This is a genomic window from Streptomyces sp. NBRC 110611 (assembly GCF_001590865.1).
In the GTDB taxonomy this organism is placed as follows: Bacteria; Actinomycetota; Actinomycetes; order Streptomycetales; family Streptomycetaceae; genus Streptomyces.
Genome location: NZ_BBUY01000040.1, coordinates 1 through 16,085, shown reverse-complemented (window position 1 = coordinate 16,085; position 16,085 = coordinate 1). Strand labels below are relative to the sequence as shown.

General features: G+C 68.1%; 12 protein-coding genes and 2 pseudogenes. 6 read left to right on the top strand and 8 right to left on the bottom strand.

Annotation, left to right across the window (positions count from 1 at the left end):
• Positions 1–153 precede the first annotated feature (153 nt).
• The 3 genes and pseudogenes from AZE13_RS39440 to AZE13_RS34995 form a co-directional block, all read left to right on the top strand.
• A pseudogene (locus AZE13_RS39440) lies at positions 154–846 on the top strand (ISL3 family transposase); the annotation flags it as partial.
• Positions 847–955: 109 nt separating this feature from the next.
• On the top strand, positions 956–1,180 hold the full coding sequence (locus tag AZE13_RS38760; RefSeq protein WP_258528153.1) for a hypothetical protein: 225 nt from the start codon (positions 956–958) through the stop codon (positions 1,178–1,180).
• Positions 1,181–1,195: 15 nt separating this feature from the next.
• On the top strand, positions 1,196–1,792 hold the full coding sequence (locus tag AZE13_RS34995; RefSeq protein WP_079124615.1) for a transposase: 597 nt from the start codon (positions 1,196–1,198) through the stop codon (positions 1,790–1,792).
• A gap of 790 nt (positions 1,793–2,582) precedes the next feature.
• Here AZE13_RS34995 and AZE13_RS32570 read toward each other — a convergent pair.
• Positions 2,583–3,515 (bottom strand): hypothetical protein, encoded by a 933-nt coding sequence (locus AZE13_RS32570; RefSeq protein WP_066940257.1) that lies wholly within the window; start codon positions 3,513–3,515, stop codon positions 2,583–2,585.
• Positions 3,516–4,221: 706 nt separating this feature from the next.
• Positions 4,222–5,016 (bottom strand): Ku protein, encoded by a 795-nt coding sequence (locus AZE13_RS32565; RefSeq protein WP_066940263.1) that lies wholly within the window; start codon positions 5,014–5,016, stop codon positions 4,222–4,224.
• A gap of 290 nt (positions 5,017–5,306) precedes the next feature.
• On the opposite strand from AZE13_RS32565, the gene AZE13_RS32560 reads away from it, so the two are divergent.
• Complete coding sequence (locus AZE13_RS32560; protein WP_066940253.1) at positions 5,307–6,026, top strand: hypothetical protein; 720 nt, start codon at positions 5,307–5,309, stop codon at positions 6,024–6,026.
• An 836-nt stretch (positions 6,027–6,862) separates the two neighbouring features.
• Here the strand turns inward: AZE13_RS32560 and AZE13_RS39170 are convergent.
• The 5 genes and pseudogenes from AZE13_RS39170 to AZE13_RS32525 all read right to left on the bottom strand — a co-directional run bounded on the left by AZE13_RS39170 (position 6,863) and on the right by AZE13_RS32525 (position 12,793).
• Complete coding sequence (locus AZE13_RS39170; RefSeq protein ID WP_147264806.1) at positions 6,863–7,918, bottom strand: hypothetical protein; 1,056 nt, start codon at positions 7,916–7,918, stop codon at positions 6,863–6,865.
• Positions 7,903–9,120, bottom strand: a pseudogene (locus AZE13_RS32550) (IS3 family transposase). Before AZE13_RS32550 ends, AZE13_RS39170 begins: the two are co-directional and overlap by 16 nt.
• A gap of 273 nt (positions 9,121–9,393) precedes the next feature.
• Entirely contained in the window at positions 9,394–10,482 is a 1,089-nt protein-coding gene (locus AZE13_RS32540; protein ID WP_066940241.1) for a hypothetical protein, read from the bottom strand.
• Between the two features lie 225 nt (positions 10,483–10,707).
• Positions 10,708–11,175 (bottom strand): hypothetical protein, encoded by a 468-nt coding sequence (locus tag AZE13_RS32535; RefSeq protein WP_147264800.1) that lies wholly within the window; start codon positions 11,173–11,175, stop codon positions 10,708–10,710.
• Positions 11,176–12,433: 1,258 nt separating this feature from the next.
• The gene (locus AZE13_RS32525; RefSeq protein ID WP_066940232.1) at positions 12,434–12,793 is read right to left on the bottom strand and encodes a hypothetical protein; all 360 of its coding nucleotides are present in this window, start codon (positions 12,791–12,793) and stop codon (positions 12,434–12,436) included.
• A 443-nt stretch (positions 12,794–13,236) separates the two neighbouring features.
• On the opposite strand from AZE13_RS32525, the gene AZE13_RS32520 reads away from it, so the two are divergent.
• Positions 13,237–13,578, top strand: coding sequence for a transposase (locus tag AZE13_RS32520; protein WP_066940229.1), 342 nt, complete (start codon positions 13,237–13,239; stop codon positions 13,576–13,578).
• A 122-nt stretch (positions 13,579–13,700) separates the two neighbouring features.
• On the opposite strand, the gene ltrA is transcribed toward AZE13_RS32520, so the two are convergent.
• Positions 13,701–15,095, bottom strand: coding sequence for a group II intron reverse transcriptase/maturase (gene ltrA, locus AZE13_RS32515; protein ID WP_258528152.1), 1,395 nt, complete (start codon positions 15,093–15,095; stop codon positions 13,701–13,703).
• Positions 15,096–15,895: 800 nt separating this feature from the next.
• Here ltrA and AZE13_RS32510 point away from each other — a divergent pair.
• Positions 15,896–16,085: helix-turn-helix domain-containing protein (locus AZE13_RS32510; RefSeq protein ID WP_147264799.1), on the top strand; the 190-nt coding region annotated here is incomplete at its 3' end.

The window sequence follows — 16,085 nt, the reverse complement described above, 5'->3', positions numbered from 1 at the left end:
AAAAGGCTCACTGGATCGACGAGCGAGCGCACGTGCGATGGCGCGAGTCCGGCGACGGCGAGGCCGGACTGACGGCGGACGTGCAAAGCGGCTCTGATCAACATTTCGGGATGACCGTGCGTAACTCATCTCCAACCCCCTTGTTGACCAGGTGTGTTAGGAGATCACATAGCCAAGACGCTGCTGCCGCACCTGGCCAGCGTCGCGATCGAGGACCTGCGAGCTGATGGTGGACGTATCTGTATCACCGCCTCGGCGGCTGCTCGCTCAGCCCAGTGCCCAGGCTGCGGGACGCACTCACAGCGAGTCCACGACCGATATCGTCGGCGGCTCGCTGACGTCGCGATCGGTGGACAGGCGACGACGATACATCTGACGGTTCGCCGGTTCCGGTGCGAGCAGTCGTCGTGCCCGCGCAGAACCTTCGTCGAGCAGGTCGACGGGCTCACCTTCCGCCACGGCCGCCGGAGCCAACTGCAGCAGGCGATGCTGATATCGATCGCACGCTGCCTAGCCAGTCGGGCCGGTGCCCGGCTCGCCGCCCTGCTGCACTGCGCGATCAGCCCGAACACCCTGCTCAGCCGTGTGCGGAGGCTGCCTGCCGAGCCGCCGGAGCGGAGCCCGCGGGTACTGGGCGTCGACGACTTCGCACTCAAGCGCGGTCACGTCTACGGCACCGTCCTCATCGACATCGAGACCGGCCGCGTCGTCGACGTCCTGCCCGACCGCACCGCCGAGACCTTCACCGCCTGGCTCAAAGAACATTCCGGCGCCGAGATCGTGTGCCGTGACCGCGCGAGCGCGTACGCGGAGGCGATCCGCACGGCCGTGCCGGACGCGGTCCAGATCGCAGATCGCTTTCACCTCTGGCAGAACTTGTGCAAGGCGGTCGAGAAGCGTCGTCGCCCGCCGCTCCTGCCTCATTCCGGCCGAGGAGGCGAACCAGGACGCCCTGGTGGAACGGCCTGCCGAGCCGCCGGTGATCGAGGGCAAGCGGGCCGCGAACACGCGCCGCAACTTCGCGGCGGTGCACGAGATGTACGACAAGGGCGTCGCCATCGAGGTGATCGCCAAGTCCCTGAGGATGGACCGCAAGACGGTCCGCAAGCACGCCCACGCGACAGTCGTCGCGGACCTGCTCTCGCCGCCGCGGCAGAGCCGACGGATGCTGCAGCCTTGAGCCGAGTACCTCAATATGCGCTGGCAGGAGGGGTGCACTGACAGCGGGCGCCTGTTCCGTGAGATTCAGGAACGCGGCTACCGCGGCAGCAGCCGCAGTGTCCGGCGCTGGCTCGAGCCGATGCGCTCCGCCGAGTCGCCGACCCCGAAGAGGTCAGAGGCTCCCACGGTCGGGCAGGTCACCGGCTGGCTCACCCGTCACCCCGACAGCCTCAGCTCCGGTCAGCAGCTCCGCCTCAAGCGCATCCTGGCCGATTGCCCTGAACTCGCCGATCTGCGAGGGCACATCGCGGCGTTCGCCGCGATGATGAAGAACCTCGACGGCCGTCTGCTGCCTCGCTGGATGAAGGCGCCCCAGGGCAGCGAGCTGCCGCCCTTGCGCGGTTTCGCCCGCAGCCTCAGCAAGGACCTCGACGCCGTCACCGCCGGCCTCACCCAGCCCTACTCCAGCGGCATGGTCGAGGGCCACGTGAACCGGGTGAAATATCTCAAACGGCAAGGTATGGACGGGCCAACTTCGACCTCCTGCGGCGCCGCATTCTGCTCACACCGTGAGCCGATCACGCATGGTCATCCCGAAATGTTGATCAGAGCCGTCCAGAATGACCGTTGACAGACCAGTGAGGACTCTTGCCACACCCCGCCCGTTCATCGGCATGAGGCGAAGGGCGGGCAGAGGCTCAGAAGAAGGTGTGGAGAGCCGGACCCGGAGGTGGGAGTCGGCTCCCGGAGCGGCTGGCGAGTAGCTGGCCATCGGGTCCCGAACCCATCAGGTCAGTCTTGTTCTTGCTGCTGACACCCACACCCCTGCTCGCCGGCGCATTCGGGGCCATGGGGTGGCCCGCTGTGGACCCCGATCGACGCGCAGGCCGTCGCAGCTCGGGACCAGATGATGGAGGTCGTCACGCGCGACGGCGCTGCCGGTTCCCGGACTGACATCAACATCACTGTCGCGGTCCGTGACACGGCGGTCTCCTGCAGCCAGCACGTCATTACCGCTGCCTGCGTGCGCGGGAGTCGACGAGGAGCGGACCGCGGGCCTTCATACCGTCGCGCACGCGCACCGAGACGGCAGCGTCGGTGTGGAAGGCAGCACCTCGCACCTACAGGCCGTGCCCACCCGCGTAGCGCTGTACGGCGGGAGCGTGCACCTGGCGACCGTCCCCCTGGACGGCGCCACGGTCCCCCTCGCCGAGGAGACGCTCTACCAGGTCCACTACGACTGGCGGTATGAGCGGGTGGAGCGCGGAGCAGCAGAAGATCCGCGAACTGAACCAGATGATCGGGGATCAGGCCTCCGAGTGCTGAGGGCGCGGCTGCCCGCACGAAACGTCACGCCATGAGGACGCCCGGCAGTGAGGGTTCGCTGGCACCGCACGCCCGCCTTCGGCTCGCAGCGGTACCTACATCTCGGTGCGCTGATGCCATGCAACGCCCGACTTCACCTGTCCGATCAGGTAGCGGATGCCCTGGTTGTCGTCGGGGTTGGTCCACAGGCTGTTGCCGAAGACGGCTGTCGCCTTCTTCGTGTCGCCGAGCTGCCACCACGTGAGCCCGAGGCCATGCAACGCCCGGTGAAACGGGCGGTTGTCGAGCTCACCCCAGGCCAGAACACCGGTGAACGTCGGTGGCAACGACAACTCGGCAACGGCGACGGCCGTCTGGTAGAAACCCAGGGCTTCAGACAACGCGGAGTCGTCTGCCTCGGCACGCTCGAACGCGTGGCTGCCCAGGTGGGCCCAGCAGTCAATCTGCCGTGGGTCCTCGCGTACGGCTGTGAGCAGTGCCTGGCGGTAGGCCGTGTCGTTTCCTGTGGGCTCGCGGAGCGCGAGTGCGCGGTCCACAGGCGGCGAGCCCTCCCCGACGTAGGGGTCAGGCATCCGGTAGTACGGCCGCGGTCCGGCTTCGCGCACCGCGCGCCACCAGGCCCAGGACGGCTTGCCGCCAAGATCAGCAGAAGAAGAGGGACGTACGCCCCAGCCGCTCTCGGAGCGCGGGTCGTAATCCTCGCCGCCGAAGGCCGGGCCGGCAGGAGTGATTCCGGCGCGATGGATACGTTCGAGGATGCGCCGGGTGTCGCACCGCTCGTAGCCGTTGGTGATCTCGGACAGGTACACGTAACGCCGCCCGCGGCCGACCTGCCCATCTTCCAAGGGCGGTGGCAGTACGCGGCGCTGCCTGTCGAGCAGCTCCGACAGTACTTCCTCGGCTTGGTCGCTGGTCAACGGCCAGGACAGGCCGAACCTGCGTGGCACCTCAAAGACGGGATACCAGAGTGCATCACGGTCGATGCAGCTGCGTTCGGCAAGCATCGTGCGCAGTTCGTCCTCGCTCACCGAAGCAGTGGCCGACACAACGCTCTCCTCGCTGGTTCGTGGGGCAGTGAGCGCGCAACTCACCGGGGTGCGTATCCAGCGGCCGCCGCCTCGCACGGAGGGGACGATCGTACGAGCAACGGTAGCGGTCCGGGCACCGGCTCGTGTGACGAATCCGCCGATTTCACCCTGCCGAGCGGTCCCCGGCCGTACACACCGTCGCCTCGCCCAACCTCCGCGCGCTCAGCCCCGGCCTTGGCCGCCTCGATGATCCGTGCGGCCGCTGTTCGCATCGCCGCCCTCGCCGACCAGTGAGGACTCCTGCCATGCCCCGTACTCTTCATCAGCATGAGGCGAAGGAGCGCAGAGACCCAGCAGGTGTGGAGTGCCAGGCCCAAGGGTGAGCAGCGGCTTCTGGATCGGCTGGCGGGTACCTGGCCCTCGGGTCCCGACCCCATCAAGTCAGTCTTGTTCTTCCTGCTGGTACCCACACTCCTGCTCGCGGGCGCATTTGGGGCCATGGGGTGGCCTGCGTGGCAACGGCTACTCGCTGGCATGGGCGGCCTTGCCTTGGGCTCCTACGCCCTCCTCGTCCTCATCGGCGCTTTGCGGATCAGCCGCAAGCGAGCGTCGCAGCCCCATACCGCTCAGCGCAACAAGTGGCGCCGTCGCTGGAGAAGCAAACCGTGCGGGTAGAGCGACTCCACCACGGTGAACTTCACCGCGGTCATCGCCTCCTGGCCGTCTTGGCCTGCTCAACCCTGGCCCGCAGGGCGTTCATCAGGTCAACAACATGGGTGGAGCTTGGAGGCGGTTCCGCCTTCTCGACCGACTCACCACGGCTCTTGGCCTCGACGAGTTCGCGGACCCGATCTTGGTAGGTGTCGCGGTACTCACCCGGCTCCGAGCCGCACTTCATAGCCTCGACCAGCTGGATGGCCATCTGCAGTTCACGCTCGGTACGGCCTTGCCCCAGTGTCGGCAGGCCCGGCAGCTCGTGGTGGACATCGCGGACCTCATCCGCCCAGCGCAACCTATGCAGCGCCAGCGCTCCCCCTTCCGCCGTCACCGCACCGAGGTACTCGCGGCCGCGCATCACGAAGGTCGCGATCCCCGCCGTCTTCGACCGCGCCAAAGCCTCACACAGGAGCGAGTAGACCTTGGTGTACTCCCGGCCGCCAGGGGCAAGGTAGTAAGTCGTGTCGCGAAAGATCGGGTAGATCTCGGCCAGGTCGACGAAGCCGCTGATCTCCAGCGACTTGGAACGCCCAGGGGCGATCTCGTCCAGCTCCTTCGGCTCAACGAGCACATACCCTTCGTCCACCTCGTGGCCCTTGACGATCTCCTCCAAAGGGACTTCTTCACCGGTGCGCTCGTTGACCCGCTTGTTGCGTACGCGGTCAGCAGTGCCGCGCTGAATCTGATGGAAGCGAATCACGTGGCTCTCCGTCGCGGTGACGAGCTGGATTGGCAGGGGCACCACGCCGGCGGAGAGAGCACCGCTCCACACTGCCCGAGCCATCGCCCTCACATCTTCGCTTACCCCCATCGGACCCCGAGAGCGCAGTGATCGCACCTGGTGAGGCCCTCGACACGTCCCACGGCACGAGTCCGTCGATCAGGCCTGAGCAGGGCGACGGGTCAGTCGCGACAGTTCGCCTGCCAGCACGCGCGACCGCGCGGCGGGACGTCGGCTGCGCGTCGAGGCTGTCATGACCGTCGTTCGGAGAAATATCGCCTGCTTCGGTCACACCACCTGCTGAGACGAAGCACCTAGTCCGTGCTTTATCGCACCATTGTCAGGAGTTCACCGTGACCCGTTCCCATTCGCCGTCGAACCGGATCGTGACCCTCGCCGTTCACCCGGAGGGGCAGACCAGTCTGCACCGGGAAGGGCGGATCTCGGTACATGCAACGCCGGAACAGGCGTGGCTGCGCCTGTACGCTGATGCGGTCGGCCTGGAGGGCCCCGTCGACGTGGCGGTGGCCGGCCCGGACGGGAGGGTGGTCTCCTGGCGCCTGGGCCCAGAGGGCAACCAGACCATGGTCAACGGCTTCTTCCCGGCCCCCGCGCTGTCGACGGACCCGGCCTGGTCGGGAGGTCTACCGGACCGGTACAACGGGCTGATCGCGAAGATCCGGGCCGCGGACCGCTCCAACCTGTGGGTCGCCGCGCAGGTCACCGCCGGGAAGCTGGCCGCGCAGGTGGCCGCAGACGCCGGCGAAAAGCACCCGCACACGCTCCTGGCGCTCGCACTGCACGCGACCTTCACACTGCGCGCCGGAGACTGGCCGACAGCCACCCGACTGTGCATGGACCTGGCCCAGCGCTGCCACGAGCACGGCGCACCCGCCCCCAGGAGCGCGACGGCGCTGCGCAACGCGGTAGGCGCCTGGATACGTAGTCCAGCGATGGAGGAGACACACCAGGACGGGCTTGAGCTGGTCCATACGGTCATCCGGATCGCCCCCGGCGAGGCCCGGATGATCGCGGCCGTGCTGGAACGACTGGGCTCCGTCGCCCCGCTGTGATCACGCCCAGCGACTGCCCTCCCGCTACGGGGCGGGCACGCCGGGACGGCGCTGAGGATGGACGCCTTCTTGCCCAGGCCCGGTTGGTCGTAGGTAAAGCTCCGGCGAGGACGCCGCTCCGGGGGCGGAAGATCGAACGGCTGCCGCGCCGGTCCTCGACCGCGCGGTCCCCGCGTCTTTGCTCGCGTGTGGTGCCGCAGCCCTTGCCCGCTGAGACATCCCTGTATTGACGCCCCGTCCTGGGCCTGCGCGGTGCGCTGTGGTGCCGCAGTTCATGACCGGCCAAGATGCCCCTCGATCGCGCCGAGCAACTCGGGCACGCCGGCAGCCCTTCTGTGGTGCCGTAGTCCTTCGCTGCGGAGATGCCGCCGGCGGGGCTGGTGGTCTGCTTCTTGGAGGTCTTGCTGTTGTGGTGCCGCAGCCCTTCGCCGCGGAGATGCCCCGGACCGGGGATACTGAGGCGACATCGTTGATGTTGCTGTTGCGGTGCCGCGGTTCGTGACCGCGGAGGTGCCCTCGTCGACTACGACGTAGTCGATGCCGGTGTCCTCGCTGCAGTGGTGCCGCGGTCCTTGGCCGCGGAGATGCTCGAGGAGGTCGCCCGTCTCGGCCGTGCGCTGGAGACGCTGCTGTGGTGCCGCGGCCTTGTTGCCGCGGAAATGCAGGGCGCTCGCCCCCTCCTTGCCCGTGCCCAACAGGCGCTGCTGTGGTGCCGCAGTTTTTGACCGCGGAGTTTTCAGGACGCTGGGGACATTTGCGCTGCTGGACTTGCAGCTGCTGTGGAGCCGCGGCGATCAGCTGCGAAGATGCCGGTGGCGATTCATCACCGTCCGCCGTCATTGGGGTGGCTGTTGTGGTGCCGCGGCTTTCGGCCGCGGGAGTGCTGGTTGTCCAGCAGCCAGAGGGTGTGGGTGGGCCAGCTGTTGTGGTGCCGCGACCTTGGCCGCGGAGATGCTTCCGGCTGCCGGCCAAGGTGTTCCACATCCTGGGGCTGTTGTGGTGCCGCGGCCAGAAGTCGCGGAGATGCGCCGGTCTTGAAACCAAAAGGCTCCGTCGCCCGTGGCTGGTGTGGTGCCGCAGCCTTTCGCTGCGGAGATGCGCCGCCGTAGAGGCTGCACAGGTCGTCCACTTCCAGGCTGGAGGGGGTGTTCGAGGAGGGTGGTGATGGCGGTGGGGGTGAGTGGGGGGTGCCAGGTGGGCCAGGTGAAGGCGGGGCCGGTGGGTGTGTGTTCCCAGCCGGTGGCGTCGCCGCGGCGGGCAGTCCCGGTGAGGCGGAAGGCAGCGAAGGCGTGGAGGGCGAGCCAGGTGGCGCCGGGGACGCCTTGTTGGGCGGCTTTGCCGTGGCTGGACATGTGAGCGTCGCCGGTGGAGGCGTGGTCCAGGTTGGCGCCGGCGTACTTATCGACGCAGCGCCATGCGGTGAGGGCGGCCAGGAGATGGGTGGGCTCTTGACGGCAGTGCTCGGCAGCTTTGGTCCAGTTGTTGGCCAACGTCATCTGCCCGCTGGGGCTGAACAGCGGTGTCGTCTTGGTGTAGAGGGTTTCGAGGGGGCCAGGTTTGGCTCCGCTGGTGGCGGGGCCGAGGTCGAGTTGGTTGACCAGAGCGGTGAACCAGCGGGCGACGGGGGAGTTGCCAAGACGCTCGGTGTTGGTGTGGCAGCGGAGCCGCTGAAGGGCAAGGGCGATCGGCATACGGAGCGGTTCGTTGGGGGTTGCCGCCTCGTCGGCCTGGTGGCGGGGCAGGGACAGAAGGCCGGGGGCGGTCGGGAGCGGCTCGTCTGCTGGTGTGGCGGGGAGATGGGACTGGAGGAGGGCGGCGAGGAATCCGAGGGCAGAGTCACCGCGGAGGGCCGGGAGCTGTAGTTTGTTTCTCCACACTACGAGGGGAGACACATATCTGCTTGCAGATGCTGCTGTTCAAACTCCATGGGATGAGAGGTAGTTGAGGGCGCTGTGACGGCGGCGAGCGTTGTAGTAGGTGAGCCACTGGAAGATCTCCAGCCTCGCCTGACGCACTGTCGAGAACAGTCTCTGGTGCATCGTCTCCCTCTTGAGTCCCTGCCAGAACGACTCGGCGAGGGCATTGTCGTAACTCGAGCCGACCCGGGCCATGCTCCGGCAGATCCCGAAACCCTCGCAGACCTGGGCGAACGCGGCGGAGGTGTACTGGGCGCCGCGGTCCGCGTGGAAGATCACACCGTCCACGCCGCCGCCACGGGTGGCCACGGCCATCTTGAGGGCGTCGGTGACCAGGCTGGTGCGCATGTGCGAAGCCATCGACCAGCCGAGCACCCGGCGTGAGCAGATGTCCAGGACGCACGCGGGATACAACCACGCGCCGCCGACCTGCACGTATGTGATGTCGCCGCACCATTTCTCGTCCAGGTGCCGGGCGGAGAACCGGCGCTGGACGAGGTCCGGGGCCGGTGGTGCGAGCCGGTCGGGGACCGTGGTGCGCTTGCGGCGCTGCAGATGTAGGCCCTGAAGGCCGTGCTTGCGCATGAGGCGCTCGATGCGTTTGCGGTTCACGGTGTGTCCGAAGCCCCGCAGCTCGGCGTGCACGCGCCGCACCCCGTACGTGCCTTTGTGGCCGGTGTGGATCTCGCGGATCTCCGCGACCAGGGCCTCGTCGGAGGCCTGCCGGACCGCACGGGTCTCCGCGCCGGCGACCCACCGGTAGAAGCCGGACCGCGAGACCTCAAGCACCCGGCATATCCGCTGGACGCCGAAGTCGGCACGGTTGTGGGAGATGAAGTCCCAGCGGCACCTCATGCCCTCATCTCCTTCGCGAAATACTGGGCCGCCCGGCGCAGGATCTCCCGCTCCGGTTCCCACTCCTTCTCCGCCCGGCGCAGCCGGCCGTTCTCCGCACGCAGCCGGGCCAGCTCCTCATCCCGGCCCTCCGCCGTCATCCCGCCACAGCTGCCGGCAGGGGCGGCCTGTTCGTCGGCCTGACGCACCCAGCTCCGCAGCGTCTCGCCGGTCACCCCGACATCCGCCGCCACCGCTGCGTACGTGCGCTTCCCGCCTGCCGCGCGATAGAGTGCGACCGCGTCATCCCTGAACTCCGCCGGATACGGAGACCTACGTCCCACCAGAACACCCTTCCTCGGACCTACAAGGTCCATTGCCAGAGTGTCCACACCACGGGAGTCACCTCAACTGAGCGCTGCCAACCGATACGCCTCGGTGTGCATCTGTGCTATCGCCCGACACACCGCATTGATCGCCCGCAAATCCCGCTCGGCCGCCTGCGCGCGCATCGCCGGCCCCACCCCGGCGCAGAACGACCGTGCCTCGGCCAACAGCACCCGTCGTCTGCGAGCCGCATGCCACCATGCCCGCCTGCCCGCCCGACCCGCTCCCGGTCAAGTCGCAGGCACCGTGGCCGCGCCCACGACCAGCCAGATGGCGATGCCCACATAGAAGACGACACCGATGGCGATGCCGAGGTGATTGAGCCGCTTGACCTTCTCTTTCTTCCTCTCCTGTGCCGACCAGCGCCAGCAGAGGACCGTGATCCCGATGCCGACCAGCACGTAGGCCATGGTCAGCAGGTGCAGTTTGCCCAGCATCGAGAAGCCCGCGGTGGCGGGCATGAGGCCGCTGAGCTTGCCCCAGTTGACCAGGACCGCGAACATCGAGGCGCCGAGAGCGGTGATCCGCCCGGCGAACGCGCTGGTCTCGGCGGAGGTCAGCAGGAACGTCAGTAGTGTGATGAGGAAGACGATGAAGATGGGCCCGGCCAGCTCCCAGAAGATCTTCGTGTCCGAGCTTGCGACCTTGATGTGCAGTACAGCTTCGCTGAAGTTGGAGCTCGCCCCGGTGGAGTTGGACCGGTCGCCGAAGTCGGTGGCGTAGTTCCGGGTCTCGGTCGTCACCGAGAAGTCCTTGATGTCCCACCGGGGGGTGTTGATCTCGGGGCTGAAGCCGATCTGTCCCTTCTCTTTGTCCGGGACCATCCGGAACGTCTTCTCGTTCTTCGCCGCCGCGACGGTGACGTCCAGGAGGTGCTCGTCGAACGGGAAGTTCCGGCGGTCGAAGTAGTGGCGGAACTTCCCGTCGAAACCGATCAGGGTGTAGTAGCCGTCCTTGACCTTGGTGTGCTCCGGCTCGCTCTTCCACGGGCTGTAGCCCTGCGGGAAGGTGGCGGTCGCCAGCGGGTCCGCCTCCTTGGTCGAGCACAGGGACCACATCCACACCCGGACGGAGAACTCGTTCGACTCGGGATGGACGTCGTAGAGGTCGGTGAGGTACGCCCCGACCTCGCACTCAGGAGCGCTCGGGGCCCGGAAGCTCCCGAGGGCGATGCGATCCTGCTCCTTCGCGTTTTTCCAGGGCAGGGCCCCGGGCGTCCGGTCCGCGGTCAGCCCGTGCACTGCGCCCGCGGACAGGAACACGGCCAGGCAGACGCACAGGGCGCCGAGCAGCCCCCGGGAGGCGCGGCTCACCAGCATCACCGACTCGCTTTCGTCGTCGGGCGCCGGGCTGCTGTCGGGGTGGGGCGCCCTGAGACGATCGTCTCCGCCGTGCGGCCATCCGCCCTGGTGAGCGGGGCGGTTTTACGGCCGGTCGGGTGAGCGCCTCGCGCCCCTCAGGCCGCACAGCCCCCGCCCGGGACGTCCGGGCGGGGACCTTTGCAGTCCAGCAGCGCGCCCTGTTTGTGGCATGACCTAGGGCTTTCACACATACGCGGATGGGTCACTGGGGTCGCTGCCAGTCAAGTAATGGGCGATGGTGCGGCCCTCCCAGCGGCGCTCGACCTGCCCCGCGTCAACGAGCCGGGCGACGGCCGCGTCAAGGGCGCGGTGGGCACCGGTCACGGCGGCGCGCAGGCCCGTCTTCGACAGGCCCGGCCGGTCGCCGAGGGCGGTCAGGACCACGTTCTCGAGAACCTCGCCGTCCCCGGGCGCCGGGATCGGGCTCGGCACCACGCCCTCGGGCTCCGCCACCGCCAGGGCCGGGGGCGGTGCGGGCAAGCCCAGGTCGGCGCGCACCGCATCGAGCGCGCCGAGGGGCAGGTGCCCGAACCGCTCGCCCTGCGGCGGCTTCCCGGAGTCGTGCCACGCTTTGACGCCGTGGGCCCGCGCCGCATCCTGGAGTCGCTGCCACTGGCTCGCACTCAGGGCCCACGCCCTCGGCAGACCCAAGGCCGCCTGGAGCGTCGAAGCGGCGCGGTTCCACGCGTTCCGGCCCCGCGGTTCGGCCCACCAGCACTGCGGGCACAGCGGCCGGCCGCCCATGAAGATGTCGCTCCGCGCGCCCAGGGCGCGGGCGCCGCAGCACCAGCACGGCGGCGCCTCCGTGTCCGGGATCGCCCGCAGAACGAGTTCCTGTTGCCCTTGAAGTGCATGCCGGTCACTCCATCTCCGACTCGGATTCGCTGACGAGCACCAGGTGCTGGCCGTCCGATTCGTCATCGAGCCCCGGAAGTAGCGGTTGCACGAGCCCCGCGAGCGCTCGGCGACGCTGACTCCCCTATTGGCGGCGCTCGACACGGCGCTCGCCGATAATGCGCCGGGCCCGCCTCAGCAGGGAGCTGCCTGACGCTCCCGCCTGAACGTCCCCGAGCCTCCGCCGTGTCCGAAACGCGGGGCTCGCCCATACCCGCCCCAGGTACCGTCGTGAATTCACGGGCAGTCTGTCCTCATGGAACTGCCACACACGTAACCTCGTCGGCCTTGTCCACGCTGAGGCCGCTCGATAAGCGCCCGCCCCCTCGCTGACGCCGTTGGGCTCCGGCGTCTTGCCAGACACGACGATCCCCGCGAGTCGTGGTGACCCGGTCGGGTGAGTTGCAGCGGCTCGCTCGTTGACGTCACCCTGGGTGCCGACACCACCGCCATGCAGCTTGCCCTTGACCTACCCGAGGCAGCCGCCCCCCCCGCGAGCAGCCGCAACTTCCGCTCCTCGGAGACCGGCCCCTGCCGGGCGGCCCCTGAGCTCGACCAAGTCCCCGCCGAGAGCGGGGCTTTGGGGTTCTGCTGACCGCTCGGAAGGCTACGGGCGGACCAGTACGCTCCCGAGCATGGTGAGACACGTACGCAGCGGCGGGCAGACCCTGCACATGCCGATCCCCGCCTCGCACATTGCGAAGGACTGCCCCAAGCGCGGGGCGCTGGCAGGGAAGACATGCAGAACGAACCCGTTCATGACCTCAGGGCCCCCTGACGGCAAGCATGTTGCTCGGCTGCGCCTGTGCGGTATCGACCCCGCCACCGTCGACGGAACCGCGGCGCATTCCCGCGCCTTGGCCGCTCGTGCTCGAGCACGAGCGGCTGCACGCGAAGAGGGTTGACCCTGGCCTGGTGTTCACCAGCTTGGCCAGCTCGCCCCCGGTCAGGACAAAGCTCCCGCTGCGAGACGACGGAGCAGCGGGGGCTTCGGACCTCCGGGCACGAGCCGAGCCTACGGCGGGGGCGCGTCCTCGGCGGCGAGGATCGCGGCGACGCTGCTGTCGCTCCAGAAGAGGGCGGCGCAGATGCGCGGTGCGCGGGCGATCTCCTCGACGACGGCGGCCTTCCAAGGCCAGTAGGTCTCGCGGTAGAAGGCGTCTCTACGGGCGCGGTGCTCCTCGTGCGGCATGTCGCGGGTGCCCGCTGGCGGCCGGGGCGCCCACCGCTCCCCTGGCGGCCAGGCGCTCAACTTGCCCCGGTCGATGCGCCATAGCGTCATCACGGAGGAGTCGTGGGGGTTGGGGACGCCGTACTCGCCGTCGGGCAAGGCAGGGAGGGCAGGGCAGTCGACGAGCTGTGCACGCGAGGCCATGGGGGTCTCCTTTCCACCCTGATTTTCCAAGGTTTGTCATGTCCTGTATGGACGGTCGGTCGGGAAAGTCCGTGGTTGTCGGTAACGGGGGGGAGGTTGCCGGTGTGGGGCTTCTTGGGACCCCTGGTTCGCCTCGGTGTGGGTCTCCGGGGTGGGAGGCGGTCGGGCCCGGCGCTTGGGTGGCGCCGGGCCTTCGCCGTGTCCGGGCCGGCCTTCCGCACGTGCGGGCGTTCTCGAGAGCGCGAGCGCTTGCGCGTACTACGCACGACTTCGCACAAGTTCGCTCAAGGCCGCTGTACTGCGCTCTAGTTTGGGTACTACGTACAACTTCGCATGAATACGCGGTACTTCGCGCTGTCGGTAGGGTCCGGACATGGCGGCGCCGCCCCGGTTGCTGCGGGGAGGGCGCTACTGCGCGTCAGACGGCGCCTGCTCCAGTTTCGTTGAAGTGGGCCATTTCCTCCTCGTGCTGCATCGCGGCCTCCGCGGACGCCCGCGCGAAGCTGGCGACTGCCACCCAGGACTGGCTGGACGAGCTCGCAGACAGCGGCCTGGCTCCTCTCGTCAGCCTCGCCGGAGCCCTCCGCGAAGACCAGCACGCCGTCGCCCAGGGAATCACCGCGCCCTACAACTCCGGCGTCAACGAAGGCCGCATCACCGACGTCAAACTGCAACAGCGCCTGATGGCCGGCCGCGCCAGCGTCCCACTCTTCCGCCACCGCGTCGTTCTCATCGCCCACCTCCGCCGCCGCTATGCGGACCGGCCGACCGTGTCACCGAGATGATCTCCGGCTGCTGAGTAGGCCCGGAGCGCGGTGCCGGGATTGCTCCCGGTCCGTTTCTCCGGACCTCTCGCCGAACCCGCCGTGCGCCTCTCAACGCAACGGGCTCTCCACGGTCTCTGCCGTCAGACGGGGTTCGCAGGCTGCCATGGGTTGGGGATTGTGCTGGCCCGGTATCGGTAGCGGCTGACCGTGACCGATGCGATCCGGAACAGTTCGATCCCGTCCGTCGCGATGGATCGCCACCGCCCGGTGGGGGTGGTGAACCGGCGGCGGACGTCGCCCCAACTCCAGCGGTGACGTGCCCGCAGCATGCGGATAAGACGCCACCACACGAAGGCGTCGAGCTTGTCGAAGACATGCTTGGCGACTGCGTGCTTGAAGTAGTTGGCCCAACCGCGCATGATCTGAGTGAGTCTCTTCAGCACGGCGGCAAGATCCTGCTGCGATGTCCTGCCTGTCAGAGCACGGACCTTCGCCTTCAGCGACCGGATGGGCCGGTCGGCGATGAAGGTGTAGACGTGCCACTTGGTCGTGCCTCCTTTGCGTTTCCACTGGATGCGGAAGCCCAGGAAGTCGAACCCGTCGCTCATGTGCACGATCCGGGTCTTGGCCTGCGACAGCCGCAGGCCGAGAGGTTCGAGCACGTCAGCGACCTCTTCGCGCAGTGCAGTGGTGTCCCCTTCGGTGCCGTGCACCAGGACGACGAAGTCGTCCGCGTAGCGGACGACCCGCCACGTGGGTTGACCTTTGCGGCGCCGGTAGGCGCGTTTGCCTTCGGTGGCCATCGTCCCACCTGGTTCCCAGGGCCCGTGCAGGTGCTCGTCGAGCGCCGACAGGGCGATGTTCGCCAGCAGCGGGGACAGGATGCCGCCTTGCGGGGTGCCGGTCAGCGTGTCCTTGCTCTCGCCGAGTTCCGTGAGGACTCCGGCCTTGAGGAAGGCTTTGACCAGCGACAGGACGCGCTTGTCCTTCACCCGGTGACGCACTCGGTCCATCAGGGCCGTGTGGTCGATCGAGTCGAAGCACGCCTCGATGTCCGCATCCAGCACCCAGCGATACCCCCGGGTGCCGAAATAGTGGATCTCGGCGATCGCGTCCTGGGCCCGCCGTCGGGGCCGGAACCCATAGGAGACCGGCTTGAAGTCGGCCTCGAAGATCGGTTCCAGCACCAGTTTCAGCGCCGCCTGAACGACCCGGTCCGCGATCGTCGGAATCCCGAGCTTGCGAACCTTCCCCGAGCCTCCGGGCTTGGGAATACTGCGTTCCCGCACCGGCAGAGGACGGAACGAACCGCCCTTGACGGCGGCACGCAGGTCGTTCAGGAATCCGGGGACACCGATGGACTCCTCGACGTCGGTGGCTGTCAGGCCATCGACGCCGGGAGTCCGGGCTCCCCGGTTGCCCGCGACCCGGTCGAACGCCACCAACAGCGTCGCCGGATCATGCACGAAGTTGAACAGGTCATCGAACCGGCGGCCGGGATCGGCCACCGCCCAACGGTGAAGCTTGGTCTGCATCTCCAGTACCCGGGCCCGAGGGCCCGGGGCTCCGCCATTCGGCGGGGCGTCTTCCGGCATTGCAGCATCCTTCCCTTCTCGATACCACTGCCGCCCTTCCCCATGTGGCTGGCTCTCCCGGCCCCGGAGTACTACGGCGGCTCCGCCCCGTCCCGGACCGATCGGCGGTCGATGCGCCCAGCCCGGCATCCTGTTGGAGACAGGTAGCGGGCGAGGTTCGGGACGGTTCCCGTGTTCACTGTGGTTCGCTCGACGGAGTAGGAGCCCGACTGTGTCCCTGCGGGCATCGCCACGAGTACGCCGCAGGCCTTCCTCGTGGCCTCCCTGCCAGCTTTCGTAGACCGACCCAGGAGTTGTCAGACCACCCGAACGGATGACCTGCATACGCACCGCTTCCGGCCCACATCCGCCAGGTTCGAGCCGGAGGCACTTTAAGAGACGTAAAAAAACGCCGGTTCCTCGCGTACTCCTCTCCACCACGCTTGCCGGACCCGCCCCATCTGGCAGTACTGGTCACGTCCCGGCTTTGTCAGGGCCGCTCTCGCCCTCCCCGTCATCACCCGGATCAGGCTGCCCTCAGCTACAACATCTCTGCTGCGACAGCGAGTTGGTGCAGGCCTTCCACCTCCACTCGAACCAACAGCGCCTCACGGCGCAAACGAAATTCTTGCCAGAGCCCGTCATGTGTGCAGCCACGTACGAGCTCATGTGTCCACTTTTGCCGTGTGTCTGAGTTGCGTACGGGGTGGTGTCCGGGAGGCTGTCGCCTGACCTGATGGGGTGTGCGGAGGGCGGCACGGATGCTCTTGGACGAGGACCGCTGGGCTGACTTGCGGCGTTTCCGGGGCCTGTACCAGTGCGGTGCGATGAGTATTTCGGCGATCGCGAGGGAGACCGGTCTGCACAGGTCCACGGTCCGGAAGTATCTTTCGGGACAGGTGCCGCCTGGGCCGCCACGGGGCAGCAGCCGCAAAGGGGCGCGTCAACTGT

Bases quoted from the DNA above. Each gene is read 5' to 3' on its own strand.
- AZE13_RS32540 (WP_066940241.1), bottom strand. From the start codon at position 10,482: ATGCTGGTGAGCCGCGCCTCCCGGGGGCTGCTCGGCGCCCTGTGCGTC.
- AZE13_RS34995 (WP_079124615.1), top strand. From the start codon at position 1,196: ATGCGCTGGCAGGAGGGGTGCACTGACAGCGGGCGCCTGTTCCGTGAG.
- ltrA (WP_258528152.1), bottom strand. From the start codon at position 15,095: ATGCAGACCAAGCTTCACCGTTGGGCGGTGGCCGATCCCGGCCGCCGG.
- AZE13_RS32525 (WP_066940232.1), bottom strand. From the start codon at position 12,793: ATGGCCTCGCGTGCACAGCTCGTCGACTGCCCTGCCCTCCCTGCCTTG.
- AZE13_RS32565 (WP_066940263.1), bottom strand. From the start codon at position 5,016: ATGGCTCGGGCAGTGTGGAGCGGTGCTCTCTCCGCCGGCGTGGTGCCC.